The following is a 20,056-nucleotide window of genomic DNA, read 5'->3' as shown; positions in this document are numbered from 1 at the left end:
AGGAAGGCTTACTGAGTGGCGAACTGGATGCGATGGAGTCCAGCATACAACCCATCGCGCTCGATGAGTTCGCGGTGCGTGCCGGCTTCGGCGATCTTGCCGTGCTCCAGCACGATGATGCGGTCGGCGTTTTCGATGGTCGACAGACGGTGCGCGATCACCAGCGTCGTACGCCCTTCCATCAGGCGTTCGAGGGCGGCCTGCACCTGGCGCTCAGACTCCGAATCCAGCGCGGAAGTCGCTTCGTCCAGGATCAGGATCGGCGCGTCCTTGTAGATCGCGCGCGCAATCGCCAGACGCTGGCGCTGTCCGCCGGACAGCTTCGAGCCGTTGTCACCGACATTGGTATCGATGCCCTCGGGCAGGTTGTCGACCACATCGGTCAGATAAGCCGCTTCCAGCGCACGGCGCACGCGGGCCATGTCGATCTCAGAGGCGTCGCGCGCGCCATAGGCCACGTTGGCAGCGATGGTGTCATTGAACAGCACCACATCTTGGCTCACGAAAGCGATCTGGCGGCGCAGGTCATACAGCGCCAGATCCGCCAGCGCATCGCCGTCGAGCGAGATCGTGCCCGAGGTCGGATCGAAGAAGCGCGGGAGCAGGTTCACCAGCGTGGTCTTGCCACTGCCCGACGGCCCGACCAGCGCGACGACCTCGCCCGGCTTGACGTGCAAGTTGACGTTGTCGAGCGCTGCCCGACCATCTTCGCCATAACGGAAGGTGACGTTATCGAAGCGAACATCGCCGCGGGCGCGATCGATCTTCTTGCCGCCTTCTTGCGGTTCGATCGGCGTGTCGATCAGGCCGAAAATAAACTCGGCGGCGGTCAGGCCCCGCTGCAGCGGCTGATTCACGTCGGTCAGGTGCTTGAGCGGCGAAATCAGCAACAGCATCGCCATCACAAAGCCGGTAAAGCCGCCGACCGTGGTCTGGTTGGCTTGCGCCTGCATCATGGCAATGGCCAGGATGATCGACAGCGCCAGCGCGGCCAGAAACTGCGTCACCGGCTGGTTCAGGCCACCGGCCACGGCCACGCGCATGGCGTAACCACGCAGACGATTCGTCATGGCATTGAAGCGCAGCGATTCATACGCCTCGCCGCCGTGCAGCTTGACGACCTTGTAACCGCCCACGGCCTCTTCCACCACATAGGCGGCCTGATTGGTCAGATTTTGGCTCTCGCGGTTGAGCGAGCGCAGGCGGCGATTGATACGCGACATCAGCAGCCCGATGATCGGCAGGATCACCGCCACCACCAGCGTCAGGCGCCAGTTGGTGTAGAAGAGGAAGATCAGCAGCGCCAGCACCGTCATTGAATCGCGCACCAGCGTGATGAACACACCGGTCAGCACCTGCAGCACTTGGTTCACTTCAAAGATGACCGCGTTGATGATCGACGCGGCCGTATTGCGCTGATAGTACGAAGCGGGCGCCTGCAGCAGCCGTTCGAACATCTTCATCCGCAGATTCAGCAGCACCTTGTTCGAGACGAGGCTCAGCAGATAAGTCGACGCAAATTGCGCGATGCCGCGCACCACGGCAATCCCCACCAGCATGGCCGGCACCTGCCACAGCTTTCCGGCGTATTCACCGCCGAAGCCCTGATCCAGCAAATCCTTCACGACCTTGGGGATGATCCCCTCCGTGGCCGCCACCACACCCATGGCGACCATTGCCAGGATGAAGGCGGTCAATTCGGGGCGAAGGTAGCCCCACAACCGCTTGAGCATCGGCTTGGCGGGCGCTGGGTGGTCAGACTTTGCTTGTATACTCACGGCGTTTTCAAATGAGGGTGGGCAGCTTGCGTCGCATGGCGATCGCATGGCCGCCATAAAGTGCGCTGCGGCGGCGGTCATCCGACAGACGGGCGACCCGGCATTTTAGCGGCAATCCACCACCCGGCCCATCCTGCTGCGCAATGCCCGGTCCAGACTGGCCGGCGGATCACCTGACGCTTCCGCAATGAGTTCGCGCGTTCCCACGTTTTTCATCAATCTCGACCACGACGCCGGGCGCCGCGAGGCCCTGGAGCGACAACTCGATGCGTTGGGCCTGCCGCATCGCCGCTTCCCAGGCGTGTACGGTAAGACACTTCCCGCCGACGAACTTGCGCGCCACTATGACCACGCACGCGCTACGAGCCAAAGCCGCGAATTGACAGTGGGCGAAGTCGGCTGCGCGCTGAGCCACCTTGGCGTCTACCGGGCAATGATCGAGCAGGATCTGCCCTACGCGCTCATTCTGGAAGACGATGCCAAACTCGGGCCGGATGTGCCCGCCGTGCTCGATGCGCTGGCACTGAGCGTGTCACCCGACGAACCCATCGTCACACTGCTCACGCACATCGACCGTTACTACAAGCGCAGCGCCCGACCGCTGACAGCGGACCACCGCACGGTCAAACTTGCCAACTACCAGTGGCTCGCGCATGGTTATTTCGTCACGCGCGCCGCGGCCAAGCGCATGGTCGAGCAGCTCTATCCCGTGTGGCTGGCCGCAGACTACTGGTACAAGTTCGAGCGCGAAGGCATCGTGCAGATGCGTGCGGTCGTGCCTTATGTGATTGGCGTGCAGAACTTCGATAGCGGCTCAAACCTGGAAGCTGATCGCGCCATCAAAAGCCGCGAAGCCGACAACCGGCTCGGTGTCGGCCACCATCTGCACCAGATCTTTGTGCGCAAGTTCCTCTATCAGATCTTCGTGCGGCCATTCCTCGGCATCGCCAAGCAGCAGAAGACTTGGTGAGCATGACGGCGCCCGCTCAGGCGCCTTGCTCTCGTAACTCTGTAAGCCCGGTTTCTGCTCGGATGATGTCGGTATTGCGGCGAGCCATCATGCGCTGATAGTTGGGGCTCTCCTGCTCGCGCGATTGCTCGCGATGCCATAGATGGAAGACTTCAGTCGCGCAGAAGCCGCGCTTGCGCCGCACGCCGGCGTTGTACAGGCGCACAACAAGGTCGGCGTCTTCATGGCCCCACCCGACGAAGCTCTGATCGAAGCCGTTCACGTGCTCGAAATCGCTGCGCCACACGCCAAGGTTGCAGCTCTTGATGCCGCGCAGGCTGGTGTCCTTGAACGTACGCGGCGCCCGCAAACCTGGCACCAATAGCGGCAGGAACTTGTTGATGCGCCCCGCACGCCAGGCGGCAAACCAATACGCGCGGTCCTTCAGGTGGATATCGATCTGCCGGGTAATGACTTCATGCGTCATCGCTTCATCGAGCAGGATGCGGCTGCCAGACACCAGGCGCCCCTGCTCGGCCAACGCGCGGTGCCGGGCCACAAAATCCGGACGCGGCACGCAATCGCCATCGAGAAAAACAAGGTAATCGGCATCCGTCGCCAGCACGCCGCGGTTGCGTATCTCACCAGCACGAAAGCCGTCGTCTGGGTGCCAGACATGGCGCAGCGGATACGGCGCGACCTTGGCAGCGGCTTCGACCGCCACGCGTGTGTCATCGCGCGAACCGTCGTCGGCGACGACGACGTCGAATGCGCGGTCGGTCTGGGCGCCACACCCTGCCAGCACGCGGGCAAGCGCGTCCGGGCGGTTATACGTCGTAACGATGAGGGCGATGCGACGCGGCGGCTCAGCGCTTGCCATGACGATGCAGCATCATCAGCTTGATGTAGCGGTAATAGGTGCCTTCGGCGTTCGACACGGCGAGCATGAAGCCCTCCGCGCCATCGAGAAAGCCGCGCTGGATGATGTACGTACGGATGAACGCCCAGAGCCCGTGGCCGATCGCGCTACCGAGCGACGCGCGCTTGCCCTTGGCATAGGCTGCGGCTGCACCGGCGGTCGAATAATCGTTGGCCTTATCGAGCGCAGCCCGCAGGTCCGGAATCGAGTAGTGAATGATCGGCGCGCGGAAGTCGCCCACCGTCCCCTCGAAGACCAGGTGCGAGTGCACCGGTGCGTCGAAGAACGTCACCTGCTCGCGCTTGAAAAAACGACGAATGCGGTCCGGCCACCAGCCCGAGTGTTTCATGAAGCGGCCACAAAAACTGGAACTGCGCGGCATGGAGTAGACAGTGTGCGAGCTGCCCGATTCCAGTACGGCGATCATCTCGGCCCGCAATTCGGGGCTGATGCGCTCGTCGGCATCCAGCGAGAGCACCCAGTCGGTGCGCGCCTCGCGCAGAGCGCGGTTGGACTGTTCGCCGTAGCCGGGCCAGTCGGTCTCGAACACGCGCGCACCGAGTTGGCGGCAGATGTCCTGCGTGCCGTCCGTGCTACCGGAATCGAAGACGATGACATCGTCCGCCCAGTCGCGCACGGAACGGATGCAGTCGCCGATATCAGCGGCTTCGTTCTTGGCGACGATGATGACAGCGAGCGTGGCTCGATTGGATGCGGACATGCGAAAGCGATCTTAGAGAACAGGAGCGGCGCCAAGCTGCTGCCGGCGTCGATGAATATGCGCGGTGAATACGGCCACCATCACGCTGTAGAACACGACCGTCTGCGCGATGATCAGCATCACCTCGGTCAGCCCGAACAGTACGAAGCCGACGCATAACGTGAGGCCCATCGCCCCCGTGGTACGGAGAACACGATCGTCGCACAAGGCGGCTCGCAGAAAGTACACGGCAGGCACCAGATACAGCGCCAGCAACGCGCCTATGCCCAGCACGCCAAGCGTGGCGCCATTGTATAGAAACTCGTTGTGGGCATGCTCGAAGGCAGTCGCTTCCTGTGTGATCAGGCCTTCCGCGTGAATCGCCTTGAGAGCGGGCTCAAATTGGCCTCTTCCCACCCCGGCTAGTGGATGGCGCGTCAACATCAGCGTCGCCGCCTTCCAAAGTTGGAAGCGGATGCCGACCGAGGTGTTGGTTTGCCCCGCCTGATAGGCATGGATGTCCTCCATCGCCTGACCAAAGCGGGTGCGCACCATACTCGACGACACGCATACGGTCACCAACAGCGCGAAGAACACCAGCAAGGCAGTCGCTCGCTTCTTCCAGCTCACATGCCGTAGCGTCGCCACGGCGATCAGCAGCAGTATGGGGATTGCAATCCAGCCACCCCGCGACTGCGACAGATACGACGCATAGAGCCCAGCGCCACCTGCAAACACGCGCAAAAGGATAAGCGGCCAGCCGTCACGATTGGACCAACCAATGGAAATCAGCGAGAACAAGCCCATCAACAGCGATAGATTGCCGAAGGGGATGGTATTGGCAAATGCGCCAATCTTGTCTGGCCGTCCGATACGCAGTTCGAGATAAGCCCACACTACCGAGGCCAGCGCGCCCGCAACACAACCCCATTGCACACTCTCCAACTGTTTAGGACGCAATTGCAACAGAGCAAACAGCGCCAAGCCGAACAACCAGAGCCTCCCATAGGCAAAAGGCACATTGCGCGGCGCGGCAGGATTCAATAGCGCACTGATCAGCATGGCAGTCGGCATGGCGGCCATTGCCAGAATCAGCCAGCGATATTCGCGCCACATCGCTCGCAGTCGGTTCATGGCCTCTGCAGGCGCTGCCAGCATCGACCAGATCGCAGCAATAAGTAGCAGCAAGAACGACAGGAACGCTGCGCCGCGCACCGACAGCATGAAAGCCGGGAGGATGGCAATTCCAAACACGGCCAGGGCCGCCAGCGCACTGGATATCAGCGTCCGGCCACGTTGCATCAAGCCGCTCATCGCAATGTCCCCGCGCCGGGTGCGAGCGCCAGCAGTGCATCGATGTGCGCAGCGATGCTCGGGTCATAGCGCAGGTGTTCACGCGGATTCGCGAGGCGCGCCTGGCCGGCCTGCGCGCGGGCAACAGCCGCCTCGATCGTGCGCGCCAGCGTAGCTGGATCGTTCAGATCAAAGGTGGGCGCACCTTCTTCCGAGATCACCTCGGTGCAGGCGATATTGGCTGCCAGTACGGCAGGCGTGCCGCACAGCACAGACTCCACCCCGATCAGCCCGAACGGCTCGTAGTGCGAAGCGAGAATCGTGTAGTCCGCCGCGCGGTAGACATTCTCGATGTCCTTGCGGTATCCCAGGTAGCGGATGTTGGGCGAGGACGACGACACCGGCCGTCCGATCACCGCCAGCTGCACAGGCAAATCCGTCTTCGAGAAAAACGCCTCCAGCAGCGGATAGCCCTTGCGCTTGTGGCTCGACGATGGGAACACAAACGTGACGCGATCCTTCGCAAAGCCCAGCTCATCGCGCAGGCGCTGACGCTCGGCCTCGCCCACCGGCGAGAACTTCGTCTCGCTCACCGGCGGGTACACCGTCTTCACCTTGGCCGCCGGAATGTCGTAATAGTCCAGCACTTCCTGCGCCATCAACCGCGAGTGCGCAACGACAACGTGCGAGCGCACATAGTCTCGGCGCTCCAGCGCGATCTGCTGGCGGTCCCAGAAGGCAGCCTCTTTGGAAAAGCTCTTGAGATAGCCAACGTGCGTACCGCCACAAATGGCGATATCCGATGCCCCCGTGCGGTTGCAGCCGATCATCAGATCGATGTGCTCACGCTTGGCCAGATAGCGCACCAGCCAGCCGAACGCGTGGTCGTTCAATTTGCCCGGCAGCTTGCGTGTGGGCAATGCAACGGCCTTGACCTGGCGGTATTCGGGAAGCGCCTTGTCCACCATCTTGGCGAAGAACACGGGACGGATGTCGCGCTCATGCAGGCCGCGCACCAGGTCCATCGCGTAGCGCTCGCTGCCGCCGCTGTAGCCCAGCGCGTTGCACGAGATTCCGACGTTCATGGATGCTCTAGTAATAATCGTATTGAGACTGCAGTCGTGCCGAGCCTGTGCCCGGCGATGGCGCCCCCTGCGCCATCTTCGAACTACTCGTACACCGTTGCCACGTTCTCTGCGTCCAGCGCCTGACGCAGCGCGGCGATTGCCGCTTCGCTCGGGACAATGCGCCAGGCGTCGCCAAGCACGGCTTCGCAGCGGGCCTGCTCGCAGACGTAGCTGATACGCACCGAGACGCCATTGCCATCCGCCGCCACATGCGGAGAGAGCAGGTCGCGCAGCCTGGCCGCCGTTGAATCGCCATTCATCGACAGACGGATCGCCCGCGCAAACTTGGCGCGCGCCTGCGTCATGTCCATGACCGACTCGGCTGTCACGCGCACGCCGCCAGTGAACATGTCGTGCCGGGCACTGCCCTGCACAATCAGCACTTCGTCTTCCTTGAACAGCGCGCGGTTGGCTTCAAACACTTCGTTGAAGACCGTCACTTCGGTGGCTTCGCTGGCAGAGCCGTCGTCGAGCATGACGATCAGCATCTTGCCGCGCTGCGTCATCTGGGTGCGCTGGCCGACGATCACGCCCGCCACCGTCTTGTTACGCGCGTCGCGATTGCCGTAGCCGCCGCCATTGCCCTTGTCGGTCACTTCGCGAGCCAGGTCGGCCAGCGTCGTACGCGCAAAGCGGCGCACCTCGTCACGGCATTCATCGAACAGGTGACCAGAAAGGTAGAACCCCAGCGCCTGCTTTTCTTCCTGCAGCTTGCGCTTGGTCGTCCAGGCCGGTTCGTCGACGAGTTCGGGGCGATGCTGCTCGGCATCGTCACCGCTCATCAGGTCGAACAGCGACACCTGGTTGGCAGCCGCCGCCTTCTGCTCGGCGGCTTCCATGGCCAGGCCGATCGAAGCGAGCAATTGCGCGCGGTTGGCGTTGAGGCTGTCGAAGGCGCCGGCCCGCACCAGCGCTTCGATTGTGCGGCGATTGACCTGGCGGCGGTCAACACGCTCGCAGAAGTCGAACAAGTCCTTGAAGGGGCCATCCTCGCGTGCCCGCAGGATGTCTTCGATCGCACCCTGACCGCTGCCCTTCACGCCACCCAGGCCGTAGCGGATGGTCTTGGCGTCGGTTGGCGCAAAGCGATACTGGCTCGCGTTGATATCCGGCGGCAGCACGGTCAGGCCGTTCTTGCCTCGGGCATCGTCGTAGAGGATCTTCACCTTGTCGGTGTCGTCCATGGCGAGCGACATGTTGGCTGCCATGAATTCGGCCGGGTGATGCGCCTTGAGCCAAGCCGTGTAGTACGCCAGCAGCGCATACGCGGCCGCGTGCGACTTGTTGAAGCCGTAGCCCGCGAACTTCTCCATCAGGTCGAAGATTTCGTCGGCCTTTTCGGTGGAGAGCCCGTCCTTGGCCGCGCCCGCACGGAACAACGCGCGGTGCTCGGCCATTTCTTCGGTTTTCTTCTTACCCATCGCGCGGCGCAGCAAGTCAGCGCCGCCGAGCGAGTACCCGCCCACGATCTGCGCCATCTGCATCACCTGCTCCTGGTAGACCATGATGCCGTAGGTCTCCTTGAGCACCGGCTCGACGCGCGGATCGGGGTACTCCACCTTCTCGCGGCCGTGCTTACGGGCGCAGAAGCTAGGGATCAGGTCCATCGGGCCCGGGCGATACAGCGCCACCAGGGCGATGATGTCCTCAAAGCGGTCGGGCTTGGCGTCCTTCAGCATGCCCTGCATGCCGCGGCTTTCCAGCTGGAACACGGCGACCGTGTTGGCCGTCTTGAGGATGTCGAACGCTTTCTTGTCCGTCAGCGGAATATGACTGCAGTTCCAGTCCGCCTTGGACGGATCGAGCATACGTATGTAGCGCTCGGCCCAGTCGAGGATTGTGAGCGTGGTCAGGCCCAAGAAGTCGAACTTGACCAGGCCGACGGCTTCCACGTCGTCCTTGTCGTACTGACTGACGACGCCGGCATCTTCGCCGCCCTGCGTGTAAAGCGGGCAGAAGTCGGTCAGCTTTCCTGGGGCGATCAGCACACCGCCCGCGTGCATGCCGACGTTACGCGTCATGCCTTCCACGCGCTGGGCAAGCTCCAGGAGCTGCTTGACCTCTTCTTCGTTGGCTTCGCGCTCGGCCAGTAGCGGCTCTTCCTTCTTGGCTTCTTCCAGTGTGACGAGCTTGCCCGGCTTGAACGGGATCAGCTTGGCCACGCCGTCAACGAAGTTGTAGCCGAGATCGAGCACGCGGCCCACGTCACGCACAGCGGCCTTGGCAGCCATGGTGCCGAAGGTGGCAATCTGCGAGACGGCGTCCTTGCCGTACTTCTCTTTCACGTACTGAATGACGCGGTCGCGGCCGTGCTGGCAGAAGTCGATATCGAAGTCGGGCATCGACACACGTTCCGGGTTCAGGAACCGCTCGAACAGCAGGTTGTATTTGAGCGGATCCAGATCGGTAATGCCCAGCGCGTATGCCACCAGCGAACCGGCACCCGAGCCCCGGCCCGGCCCCACCGGCACGCCATTGTTCTTGGCCCAGTTGATGAAGTCCGCAACGATCAGGAAGTAGCCCGGGAAGCCCATCTTGATGATGGTGCCGGTCTCGAATTCCAGGCGGGCGTAATACTCGGCGCGTTTGGATTCGCGCACGGCCTCGTCGGGGAACAGCACTTCCATGCGCTTTTCCAGCCCTTCCTTGGCAAGCTGGACGAGATAGTCATCCAGCGACATGCCATCGGGCGTCGGGAACAGCGGCAGCTTGGGCTTGCCCAGTTCCAGCTTGAGGTTGCAGCGCTGCGCAATCTGCACCGCGTTGGCCAGCGCGGACGGGATGTCGGCAAACAGCGCGCACATCTCGTCCTGCGTCTTGAAATACTGTTCGGTCGTGAAACGGCGGGCGCGACGCGGATTGGCGAGCAGTTCGCCCTCCGCAATGCAGGTGCGCGCTTCGTGGGCCGTGAAATCGTCCGGCGTCATGAACTGCACCGGATGCGTGGCAACCACGGGCAACTGCATGGCCGATGCGAGCTTCACGGCTTGCTGGATGTAGGCCTCGGTACCAGTCTGCCCGGCGCGTTGCAGTTCGATGTAGAAGGCGCCCGGAAACACGCGCGACCAGTTCGTCGCCAGCTTGCGCGCCAGCGCCTCGTTTCCGTTGGCCAGCGCCATGCCGATATCGCCGCCCATGGCGCCTGAGAGCGCCAGCAGGCCCGTGGCCAATGGGGCATTCTCCACGCCCGGCTCGTCGAACCATTCGGGGGCGATTTCCGCGCGGCCGCGATGTTGGTTGGAGAGCCAAGCACGGGCCAGCAACTGGCACAGGTTCAGGTAACCCTGCTTGTCACGGACCAACAACAGAAGACGTGCCGGCTTGTCGCGCTCGTCGTGATTGGTGATCCACACGTCGGCGCCGACGATCGGCTTGACGCCCTTGCCGCGCGCCTCCTTGTAGAAGCGCACCAGCCCGAAGGCGTTGGCGAGATCGGTCAGCGCCAAGGCGCCCATGCCGTCTTTGGCTGCGGCCTTGACGGCATCGTCCAGACGGACGTTGCCATCGACGACGGAATATTCGGAGTGGAGACGGAGGTGGACGAAGCGCGGCGAATTCATCCGCGTATTGTACCGGGTGACACCTGCCGCAAAGCATTCCGAGCGCGTCCGGTTGACCATCGACAACTCCGCGCGGCTGCTCGGGCGGCTATAATTTCGGCTTACGAATCAACGGGTTACCCAAGGCGCCAAAAACGGCGCGGCAGCACATGCAGATCGTCAATATTTCCGCTTACAAATTCGTCACCCTCGATGACCGCGAGACCCTGCGCCCCGCCCTGCTGGCCGAGTGCCAGGCGCGCGAGCTGAAGGGCACCGTGCTGCTGGCACCAGAGGGCATCAACATCTTCCTGGCCGGCTCGCGTGAAGCCATTGATGGCATCGTCGGGTGGCTGCGTGCCGACCCCCGTTTTGCTGACCTGGCACCGAAGGAAAGCCTGTCAGACCACCAGCCATTCCGCCGCTTGCTGGTGCGCATGAAGAAAGAAATCATCACCATGCGCCACCCGCTGATCCGCCCGGAAGACGGCCGCGCGCCGTCGGTTGCGCCGCCGGACCTCAAGCGCTGGCTCGATCAGGGCCACGACGACGAGGGCCGCCCCGTGGTGATGCTTGACACGCGCAATGACTATGAAGTTGCCGTCGGCACATTCAAGAACGTCGTCGAATACAACCTCAAGAAATTCACCGAATTTCCGCCCGCCATTGCTGCGCACAAGGACGACTTTGCCGGTAAGACGGTCGTGTCGTTCTGTACCGGCGGCATCCGCTGCGAAAAGGCGGCGATCCACATGCAGGAGATCGGCGTCGAGCGCGTCTATCAGCTCGAAGGCGGCATCCTCAAATATTTCGAGGAAGTGGGCGGAGCCCATTACGACGGGGATTGCTTCGTGTTCGACCACCGCACAGCGCTCAACCCCGAACTGCTGCCGGCGGGACCGAAGCAGTGCTTTGCATGCCGCGCTGTGGTAACCCCGGAAGAACAGCAGTCAGCCGACTACATCCCCGGCCAGCGCTGCCCACATTGCGCCGACAGCCAAACGCGCGCCGCCGCATGAAGCGCCTTGCGGCCGCCGTCCTCGTCGGCACGCTATGCCTTGTCGCATTGGCGGCTTGCTCGACGAGCTGCGAGGGTGGCTCGAACCGCGGCGTCTTCTGCGGAGCAGGCACGCGCTTCTGAGCCTTAACAGCGCACCAACAAAAAAACGCCGGACATGCCGGCGTTTTTCTTTGACCGACTCGCTTTACTGACGGCCGCGCACGAACTGATTGGTGATGGCAACAATGCGCTCGCCGAACAGCTTGGCGGTTTCCAGGTCGCCCGGCAACGGGCCCTCTTCAGGGCTCGCATCAGACGGCGATTGCGCCAGCGCGCCGCCAAAGCCCGCCAGGTAATTCACGTCGTTGCGCGTAGCAGCCTTGCTGTTGGCCGGCATCATGCCCGTGCCGACCCAGATCATTCCGTGCTGCTGCGACAGCGTCCACAGGTACTGGATCGACGCGTACTTGTCTCCATTCATCGATGCGGAATTCGTGAACCCCGCGGCGATCTTGTCCTTCCACGCGCCGGTGAACCATGCTTTGGACGATGCATCGGCAAACTTCTTGAAGTCGCCCGACACGCCGCCCATGTAGGTCGGCGCGCCAAAGACGATTGTGTCGACGCCGGCCAGCAGCGCCCACGTGTCATCGTTGACGTCTGTGACCGAAATCAGGTGTGCTTCGGCGCCGGCGCCTTGCACGCCTGCAAACACGGCCTCAGCCTGCTTCTTGGTGTGGCCATAACCGCTGTGATAAACGACTGCAACTCGTGCCATGGGAATCCTCTTGGGGTTGGGGTACCGCGGGGAACAACGGAAAAGAAAAATGGCGCACACAGCGTGCGCCACGAACATTACGGCAGATCGAACACCAGCACTTCGCTGTCTTCGCCGCCAGAGAGCGTCACCGCCTCTTCTTGCGTCAGCTTGGCTGCGTCGCCGCCGACCAGCGTGCGACCGTTGATGCTCACCTTCCCGCGAACCACGTGCACATAAGCACGGCGGCCTGCGGCGATAGGCAAGGACGCAGTTTCTGCGCCATCAAACTTGCCGGCATAGAGCGCCATGTCCTGGTGCACCTTCACCGAACCGTCGCGACCATCGGTGCTGGCGATCAGGGCGAGCTTTCCGCGCTTGGCAGCCTCGTCGAAATGACGCTCTTCATAGCCCGGCGTGAGATTCAACTGCGCGGGGAGCACCCAGATCTGCAGGAAATGCGTGGTCTGGTCCTGCGCGTGGTTGAACTCGGAGTGACGCACACCTGTCCCAGCCGTCATGCGCTGCACGTCGCCCGGGCGCAGCACGCTGCCGTTGCCCATGCTGTCCTTGTGCGCCAGTTCGCCATCCAGCACGTAACTGATGATTTCCATGTCGCGGTGGCCATGGGTGCCAAAACCCATACCAGCGGCGACGCGGTCTTCATTGATGACACGCAACGGCCCGAACTGAACGTGTTCCGGGTCCATGTAATCGGCAAACGAAAAGCTGTGATACGACTTGAGCCAGCCGTGGTCTGCGTAGCCGCGATCTTGAGAAGGGCGGATTTCAATCATTTTGATGAATCTCCTATCCAAATTACTGCGTCGATGTGTGAATGGTACGCAGATTGGCTATAGTTTCGGGGTACAGCTTTGACTCAATACATCAAAAATTCTGAATATGGCGCTATCGCTGGAATCTCTCGAAGTGCTGGACGCGATTGAACGCAAGGGCAGCTTTGCCGCCGCGGCGCACGAACTCGGCAAAGTGCCGTCGGCGCTCACATACGTGGTGCGCAAGCTGGAAGACGATCTCGATGTCCTGCTGTTTGACCGCCGCCGCCATCGAGCGGAACTCACGCCCGCCGGCCGCGCATTGCTTGACGAAGGCCGTCACCTGCTGCAGGCCGCCGACGAACTCGCGCGCCGCGTCAAGCGCCTCGCCACCGGTTGGGAAGCCACGCTGACCATCGTAGTTGACGATCTCGTGCACTTTCGCGCACTCATGCCCGTCATCCAGGATTTCTACGCCGAAAACTCCGCCACGCGACTACGCTTTTGCCGCGAAGTACTGGCCGGCACGTGGGATGCACTGCTCTCCGGCCGCGCGGATCTCCTGATCGGGCCCGCGCAGGTGATGCAGGTGCAGGGCATTCAGACGCGCACGGTGGGCAGCATTCCCTTTGTATTTGCGGTGGCGGCACATCATCCGTTGGCGCAAATGGAAGAGCCATTGCCTGCAACCGCCATCACGCGACATCGCATCGTTGCTGTGGGAGATACGTCCCGCAATCTGCCCGCACGCACCATCGGCGTGATGGCCGGGCAGGACACGCTGGTGGTGCCGTCCATGGCTGACAAGGTGCAGGCGCAGATTCGAGGCTTGGGTTGCGGCTGGTTGCCCGTGCCACTGGCGCAGCCGTATCTGGATTCCGGCGTGCTGATCGCCAAGGAAACCACCGAAGACAAGCGCGCCGGAACATTTCAGGTTGCCTGGCGCAACAACATGCGCGGCAAGGCGTTGCAATGGTGGGTCGACAAGTTGGAAGACCCGCGTCTGGGGCAGGCGCTGATGATGCAGTAGGCGTCCTGGGGCAGATAAATCGCGCACAATAGCGCCATCGACCTCTGCGCCTGGAGCGTTGCGTTGTCCCAAGCCAATCTCGATTTTCCGGAATCCACTACGTCATCGCGCGGCCAATATCGCGGCCGCTTTGCGCCCTCGCCAACGGGGCCGCTGCATATCGGCTCGCTGGTCACTGCGCTGGCGAGCTGGCTGGATGCGCGCGTGCACGGCGGCACATGGCTCGTGCGCATTGAAGACATCGATTTCCAGCGCAACGTGCCCGGCGCCGACCGCGATATCCTCGCCACACTTGATGTGCTCGGACTCATTCCCGACGAGGCGCCGCAGTGGCAAAGCACGCACCTGTCACGCTTTGAACAGTCGCTGGAGCAACTGCAGGCGAACGGCAGCCTCTACCCGTGCGGCTGCACGCGCCGCGAGATTGCGGACTCCGTCACCAGCATCGACGCAAATGGGCATGTGCGTCACCAGACCCTGATCTATCCCGGCACGTGCCGCAACGGGCTGCACGGCCGCCCCCCGCGCGCTTGGCGCGTGCGTGTGCCGGATGCCGATGCCGCCACCATCTGCTTCAGCGATCGCTGGCAAGGCACACAATGCCAGAACCTGGCTGAAGCCGTAGGCGACTTCGTGCTCAAGCGCGCGGACGGCATGTGGGCGTACCAGATTGCGGTGGTGGTAGACGATGCCACGCAAGGCATCACGGACATCGTGCGGGGCGCCGACCTGCTCGACTCGACGCCGCGCCAGATCTATCTGCAGCAGTTGCTCGGGCTGCCCGCGTTGCGCTACCTGCACGTGCCCGTGGTGGTGAACCCCGAGGGCGAGAAACTGAGCAAGCAGACAGGCGCGCGCGCCATCAACCGCAGTCAACCGCTGGCCGCGCTAACGGAAGCGGCACGGCACCTCGGGTTGGACATTCGTGCGGGCGATGTAGATGGGTTCTACCGAGACGCAGTCCCGGCCTGGGCCAATCGTCTTGCACGATTGACCACGGCGGCATAGTGGCCGCCGTTTTCAACAGACTGACTTAACGCTTGCGCGGCACGCCGCCGAGCAGCGCCGCAATCGGGCGCTTGGCGGTACGCGGATGCCCGGTCGCTTGCGCTGGCTTGGCAGCTTCCGCCGATTCCGCTGGCAGAGAGGATTCGTACGGGCGATTGAAGAACGGGTCGTCCGATGGGCGGAAAGGCGGGCGCACGATCGTGTGATCCAACACGCGGGCGCCGTTGCGGTCGTCCCGCTCACGGGCGCGGCGGACTTCACCGCGGGCACGCTTTTCGTCGCGCTCACGGCGTTCACGGTCACGCGCCTGTTCGCCAGTCGGATCGAAATCAGCCAATTGCTCGCGCGGCAGGTTTCGCTTGATCAGCTTTTCGATGTCGGCCAGGAAACGCTCATCACCCGGAGCGAACAGCGACAATGCGTCACCGGAAGCACCGGCACGGCCCGTGCGGCCGATGCGGTGCACGTAATCTTCCGCGTTGAACGGCAGGTCGAAGTTGATCACGCATGGCATCTGCGAGATATCGAGACCGCGCGCCGCGACGTCGGTGGCGACCAGCACATCGACGGTACCTTGCTTGAACGCTTCGAGCGTTTGCATGCGCTCGGTCTGCGTCTTGTCGCCGTGGATGGCGTTGGCGTTGATGCCTTCGCGTTCCAGCGCGCGCGCCAGGCGCGAGCAGCCGATCTTGCTGTTCGAGAAAACAATGCACTGACGCGGCAAGCCTTGCTCTGCGCGCTGCCGCAGCAGGTGCACGAGCGCCGCTTGCTTGTGGTTGTCCGGCACGGTGTAGATGACCTGGCGGACGTTTTCTGCCGTGGCGTTGCTGCGCGCCACTTCAATCGTCTGCGGATGACGCAGGTAGCTCGCGGCCAGCTTCTTGATCTCGGGCGAGAAGGTCGCCGAAAACAGCAGCGTCTGGCGGTGCGCCGGCAGCAGGTTGATGATGCGCTGCAGGTCGGGCAGGAAGCCCATGTCGAGCATGCGGTCGGCTTCGTCCAGCACCAGCATGCGCACCTGCGACAGATTCACGCTGCGCTGCTGCACGTGATCGAGCAGACGGCCCGGCGTGGCAACGAGGATTTCCACGCCGCGGCGCAGTTGCTCCGTCTGCGGGTTCATGTCGACACCGCCGAACACGACGGCGCTGCGCAGCGCCGTGTATTTCGCGTACTTGGCAACGTTGTCGTACACCTGGTCCGCAAGCTCGCGCGTGGGCGTGAGGATCAGCGCTCGCACCGGGTGGCGCGCCGGCGACGCGCTCGTGTTGGCGTCGGGCAGCAGGTTATGGATGATCGGCAGCGAGAAACCGGCGGTCTTGCCGGTGCCGGTTTGTGCGGCGCCCATGACGTCGCGGCCGGCGGTCACCACCGGAATGGCGGCAGCCTGAATGGGTGTGGGCTTGGTGTAACCGCTTTCGGTCAGCGCGCGGAGGACGTCCGGATGCAGGCCGAAGCTGTCGAATGTCACCGATTCATTGGCCGGCGCTTCTGACGCTTCAGACATCGTTGCAGTATTCATAGGGGGAGATGCGGCATGCCGGTTGGCATGGCGGCGCGCCAGACCCAAGCGGAAAACCCGCATGCGGCTCGCGCAAAGCGTTAAAAATCAAAAGTTTATCACGTGAGACTCAGCCTAGGACGGATGTTCGGGCCGCCCCGCTCAATGCCGGCACTACAACGGCCTTGACACGGATCAAGTGGGACGGGCACGCGCTGCGCCACCATCCAGGCATTCCAACCTGCGCCCTGCCCTCTCACATGGTCACCACGCTCTATGAAACGCCCGAGCATGTCTGCCTGATGTTTTCCGACCTGGTCGACGATCACGACGACCTGCCGGTGCAGACCAACCAGTTCCTCATCGTTGACCACGGCCACGGCGCGCTGATTGATCCGGGCGGTCAGATGACCTACAACGCGCTGTTTTTGGCGATGAACCGGTATTTTCCGCCCAAGCAGCTCGACTACGTGCTGGCCTCGCATGCAGACCCAGATATCGTCGCCTCGGCGGGCAGGTGGCTGACGAGCTCGAGCTGCGACATCTTGATCTCGCGCGTGTGGGAGCGCTTTCTGCCGCATTTCTGCAGCGTCGGCAAAACCGAAGGCCGCATCGTGCCGATTCCGGATACGGGCATGGCGATTCCGCTGGGGCAATCGCATCTGCTGGCGGTGCCGGCGCATTTCCTGCATTCGGAAGGCAATTTCCAGTTCTACGATCCGGTGTCGCGCATCCTGTTCTCGGGCGATCTGGGAGCGTCGATGGTGCATGCCAATGTGGCCGCCAAGCCCGTGGAAGATTTTGATGCGCACCTGCCGCTCATGGCGCCCTTCCACCGTCGCTACATGAGCGGCAACCGGGTATGCCGGCTGTGGGCGCAGATGGTGCGGGGGCTCGATATTGAATGGATCGTGCCGCAGCATGGCCAAGCCTTCCATGGCAAAGCCATGGTCAACCGGTTCATCGATTGGGTGGAAACGCTCGACTGCGGCATCGACCTGATGACGCCCGAGGTTTTCCGCCTTCCTGCGTTGCCGAAGGCGCCGGCCGGCGCGACGCTCAAGACGCGCGTGTAGCGCCCGATGCCGGGGCGGCCGGCAGAATGATCTTCATCATGGCGCTCGACAGCTCGTGCGCCAGCACGCCGGCGTCGATGCGCGACGGATCGTGCCACGTATACATAAACCCCATCACGCCGCCCATCGAGTGCGCCGCGACGCGCGCATCGCCAAAGTCGAACACGCCGGCGCGTTTGCCCTCGTCGAGCAGCGCATAGAGATCACGGTAATACGCCCGCGACATGCCATGCAGCCATTCCACCGTTTCGGGGCGCAGGTATTGCCGATCGCGATACGTCAGCGCCGCGGCGTAATGGCAGTCGATGCAACGACGCGCCATTTCCAGCAGACACGCCTGCAGACGCTCCCGCACGGGTAGGGCCGGGTCGGCGGTCTCACGGATGGCCGACAGACACACCTGTGCGGCCTCGCGACACAGAATGTCGAAGATCTCGTACTTGTCGGTGAAGTAGTAGTACACCGCCGGTTTGGTCACGCCGAGCGCGTTGCACAGGTCGCTCATCGTCATGCCGGTATAGCCCTTGGTGAAGAAGAGCTGCGCGGCTGTGTCGAGAATCTGCCGGCGGCGGGCCTCCTGCCGCTCGGCGATGTGCGGGCGCGTGGCCGGCGGTGTGACGCCGGGAGCTTCGGGCGCCTCGGTTTCAGCAGGCGGTTGCACGTCGGGAACGGCAGGTTTGCGGACGGTGGACATGGCGCATATTTTCGCATGTCGCCCGCGTATGCGCCGTCGCATACGCGCATCTTGGCGACATCACTGTCTCAAATGCTTGACGCATCAAAGAACGCTTTCTATATTCATACCCGTTGGTATAAAAAATTACTTTCCAGTATAGATGGTGCGGCGCCGCAGTGCGTACGCACTGCACAACCCAACGGAGACAAGCTTTGGCGATGGACGAGTCCGAGTATCTCGGCCGCGTTCGCGCGCTCTGGGCGCGCGCATGGCCGGTCGATACCCCCCGCGAGCCGCATTACCCGATCGGGCGCGTTGCCCTCACCGACTATCTACGGCACTGGGCGCGCACCACGCCAGACAAACCGGCCATCCACTTTTACGGGCACCACACGACGTTCGCCCAGCTCGACGATCTCTCCGACCGCTTCGCCGCACTGCTTGCGCAGCACGGCATTGGCGTGGGCGACCGGGTAGCGGTATTCCTGTCGAATTGCCCGCAGTTCAATGCGGTGTTCTTCGGCATTCTCAAGCTGGGCGCCGTGTATGTGCCAATCAGTCCGCTGTCCCAGCGGGCCGAATTGATGCATGCGCTGAGCGACGCGGCACCGCGCGCCATCGTCACGCTCGATCGTCTCATGCCGCTTGTGCGTGACGTGCGTGCCGAAACATCGATCGAGCACGTCTTCGTTACGCGCTACGCAGACGTGCTGCCCGCACAGCCGACGCTGCCGCTCCCGGCCATGCTGACCGAGCCGCCACTGGCCTGCGACGATGCGGTCGACTTGTTGCCCGCATTGGCACAGACCACGCCGATCCCCCTGCCGCCCGGCTCGCTTGATGCGGTTGCCGCGCTTAACTACACCGGCGGCACGACGGGGCTGCCCAAGGGCTGCATCCATACGCAGGGCGACATGGTGGACATGGCGGCCGCGTTCTCGGCCGTATCGCTGCGCGCGGAGGCCGACACCGTCATGCTCAGCTTCTATCCGCAGTTCTGGATTGCCGGTGAGAACACCGGCCTGATCTTCCCTGCCTTCCTTGGCGTGCCGCTGGTGCTGCTCGCGCGCTGGGATGCGGAAGCCTTCATGGCTGGCGTGCAGCGCTACCGCGTGACCAACGGCTCAATGCTTGTCGACAGCGCGGCCGAGGTAATGGCACATCCGCGTGTGCATGCGTACGACTTACGCTCGCTGCGGCATACGGGCGTGTCGTCGTTCGTGAAAAAGCTCAACCCCGAATACCGCAGAGCGTGGCGAGAACTGACCGGCTCGATGATGGCCGAGAGCGCCTGGGGCATGACGGAAACGCAGACCTGCAACAGCTTCACGGTCGGCATGCAGGACGACGATTTCGACCTGCGATCGCAACCGATTTTCGTCGGGTTGCCGGTGCCGGGCACCGACTTCAAGATCTGCGATTTCGACACGCACGAACTGATGCCGATCGGCGCCGAAGGCGAACTCTGCGTGCGCACGCCGACGCTGCTCAAAGGCTACTGGAACAAGCCGGACGCCACCGCGCAAACCCTGCGCAACGGCTGGTTCCACACCGGCGACATCGGCTGCATCGACGAACACGGCTACGTCCACTACCTCGGCCGCCGCAAGGAGATGCTCAAGGTCAATGGCATGAGCGTATTCCCGGCCGAGATCGAAGCCATGCTCGGCAAGCATCCAGCCATCCTCGGTTCTGCCGTGGTAGGCCGCACCGATGAACAACGCGGCCAGCTTCCCGTTGCCTTCGTGATGCTGCGGCCCGAGGCCGTCGGCACATTGGATGACGCCACCCTCACCAGTTGGTGCCGCGAGAACATGGCCGTCTACAAGGTGCCCGTCGTACGCATCGTCGACGCATTGCCGCTCACGGCCACTGGCAAGGTGCGCAAGCAGGATCTCGCACCGCTCGCTGAACAGCTCTAACCCAC

The 20,056-nt window shown here is 62.9% G+C and carries 16 protein-coding genes; 6 read left to right on the top strand and 10 right to left on the bottom strand.

Going from position 1 to position 20,056, the window contains the following annotated elements; translation table 11 throughout:
• Positions 1–8: 8 nt before the first annotated feature.
• A complete protein-coding gene (msbA, locus tag BM136_RS00545) occupies positions 9–1,733 on the bottom strand; it encodes a lipid A export permease/ATP-binding protein MsbA (protein WP_092969325.1) in 1,725 nt (574 codons plus the stop codon).
• Positions 1,734–1,965: 232 nt separating this feature from the next.
• Here msbA and BM136_RS00540 point away from each other — a divergent pair, with 232 nt between their 5' ends.
• Positions 1,966–2,748 (top strand): glycosyltransferase family 25 protein, encoded by a 783-nt coding sequence (locus BM136_RS00540; RefSeq protein ID WP_092969322.1) that lies wholly within the window; start codon positions 1,966–1,968, stop codon positions 2,746–2,748.
• A 16-nt stretch (positions 2,749–2,764) separates the two neighbouring features.
• On the opposite strand, the gene BM136_RS00535 is transcribed toward BM136_RS00540, so the two are convergent.
• The 5 genes from BM136_RS00535 to dnaE all read right to left on the bottom strand — a co-directional run bounded on the left by BM136_RS00535 (position 2,765) and on the right by dnaE (position 10,326).
• Positions 2,765–3,607 carry a glycosyltransferase family 2 protein gene (locus BM136_RS00535; RefSeq protein WP_092969319.1) on the bottom strand — a complete coding sequence of 281 codons (843 nt, stop codon included), beginning with the start codon at positions 3,605–3,607 and terminating at the stop codon, positions 2,765–2,767.
• Positions 3,594–4,367: a glycosyltransferase family 2 protein gene (locus tag BM136_RS00530; protein WP_092969316.1), complete on the bottom strand. Its 774-nt coding sequence runs from the start codon at positions 4,365–4,367 to the stop codon at positions 3,594–3,596. The genes BM136_RS00535 and BM136_RS00530 overlap by 14 nt, the downstream gene beginning before the upstream one ends.
• A 12-nt stretch (positions 4,368–4,379) precedes the next feature.
• Entirely contained in the window at positions 4,380–5,660 is a 1,281-nt protein-coding gene (locus BM136_RS00525) for an O-antigen ligase family protein (RefSeq protein ID WP_092969313.1), read from the bottom strand.
• Positions 5,657–6,724 (bottom strand): glycosyltransferase family 4 protein, encoded by a 1,068-nt coding sequence (locus tag BM136_RS00520; RefSeq protein ID WP_092969310.1) that lies wholly within the window; start codon positions 6,722–6,724, stop codon positions 5,657–5,659. The genes BM136_RS00525 and BM136_RS00520 overlap by 4 nt, the downstream gene beginning before the upstream one ends.
• An 83-nt stretch (positions 6,725–6,807) precedes the next feature.
• The gene (dnaE, locus tag BM136_RS00515) at positions 6,808–10,326 is read right to left on the bottom strand and encodes a DNA polymerase III subunit alpha (protein WP_092970668.1); all 3,519 of its coding nucleotides are present in this window, start codon (positions 10,324–10,326) and stop codon (positions 6,808–6,810) included.
• A gap of 149 nt (positions 10,327–10,475) precedes the next feature.
• On the opposite strand from dnaE, the gene BM136_RS00510 reads away from it, so the two are divergent.
• On the top strand, positions 10,476–11,324 hold the full coding sequence (locus BM136_RS00510; protein WP_092969307.1) for a sulfurtransferase: 849 nt from the start codon (positions 10,476–10,478) through the stop codon (positions 11,322–11,324).
• Between the two features lie 186 nt (positions 11,325–11,510).
• On the opposite strand, the gene BM136_RS00505 is transcribed toward BM136_RS00510, so the two are convergent.
• Entirely contained in the window at positions 11,511–12,083 is a 573-nt protein-coding gene (locus tag BM136_RS00505; RefSeq protein WP_004631035.1) for a flavodoxin family protein, read from the bottom strand.
• A gap of 77 nt (positions 12,084–12,160) precedes the next feature.
• Positions 12,161–12,859 (bottom strand): pirin family protein, encoded by a 699-nt coding sequence (locus tag BM136_RS00500; RefSeq protein WP_092969304.1) that lies wholly within the window; start codon positions 12,857–12,859, stop codon positions 12,161–12,163.
• Positions 12,860–12,965: 106 nt separating this feature from the next.
• On the opposite strand from BM136_RS00500, the gene BM136_RS00495 reads away from it, so the two are divergent.
• Together BM136_RS00495 and gluQRS are read left to right on the top strand one after the other, a co-directional pair.
• Positions 12,966–13,868 (top strand): LysR family transcriptional regulator, encoded by a 903-nt coding sequence (locus tag BM136_RS00495; RefSeq protein ID WP_092969301.1) that lies wholly within the window; start codon positions 12,966–12,968, stop codon positions 13,866–13,868.
• Between the two features lie 63 nt (positions 13,869–13,931).
• Positions 13,932–14,876: a tRNA glutamyl-Q(34) synthetase GluQRS gene (gene gluQRS / locus BM136_RS00490; RefSeq protein ID WP_092969298.1), complete on the top strand. Its 945-nt coding sequence runs from the start codon at positions 13,932–13,934 to the stop codon at positions 14,874–14,876.
• Positions 14,877–14,901: 25 nt separating this feature from the next.
• Here gluQRS and BM136_RS00485 read toward each other — a convergent pair whose 3' ends face one another.
• On the bottom strand, positions 14,902–16,398 hold the full coding sequence (locus BM136_RS00485) for a DEAD/DEAH box helicase (protein WP_092969295.1): 1,497 nt from the start codon (positions 16,396–16,398) through the stop codon (positions 14,902–14,904).
• Between the two features lie 239 nt (positions 16,399–16,637).
• On the opposite strand from BM136_RS00485, the gene BM136_RS00480 reads away from it, so the two are divergent.
• Entirely contained in the window at positions 16,638–17,453 is an 816-nt protein-coding gene (locus tag BM136_RS00480; RefSeq protein ID WP_045206072.1) for an oxygen-binding di-iron domain-containing protein, read from the top strand.
• Here BM136_RS00480 and BM136_RS00475 read toward each other — a convergent pair.
• Positions 17,437–18,147: a TetR/AcrR family transcriptional regulator gene (locus tag BM136_RS00475; protein ID WP_092969292.1), complete on the bottom strand. Its 711-nt coding sequence runs from the start codon at positions 18,145–18,147 to the stop codon at positions 17,437–17,439. The two genes, BM136_RS00480 and BM136_RS00475, sit on opposite strands and share 17 nt — an antisense overlap.
• Before the next feature lie 200 nt (positions 18,148–18,347).
• Here BM136_RS00475 and BM136_RS00470 point away from each other — a divergent pair, with 200 nt between their 5' ends.
• Positions 18,348–20,051: an AMP-binding protein gene (locus BM136_RS00470; protein ID WP_092969289.1), complete on the top strand. Its 1,704-nt coding sequence runs from the start codon at positions 18,348–18,350 to the stop codon at positions 20,049–20,051.
• Positions 20,052–20,056 lie beyond the last annotated feature (5 nt).

The sequence above is a fragment of the Ralstonia sp. NFACC01 genome, assembly GCF_900115545.1.
Lineage (GTDB): Bacteria > Pseudomonadota > Gammaproteobacteria > Burkholderiales > Burkholderiaceae > Ralstonia > Ralstonia mojiangensis.
This window is presented reverse-complemented; position numbering and strand designations above follow the sequence as displayed.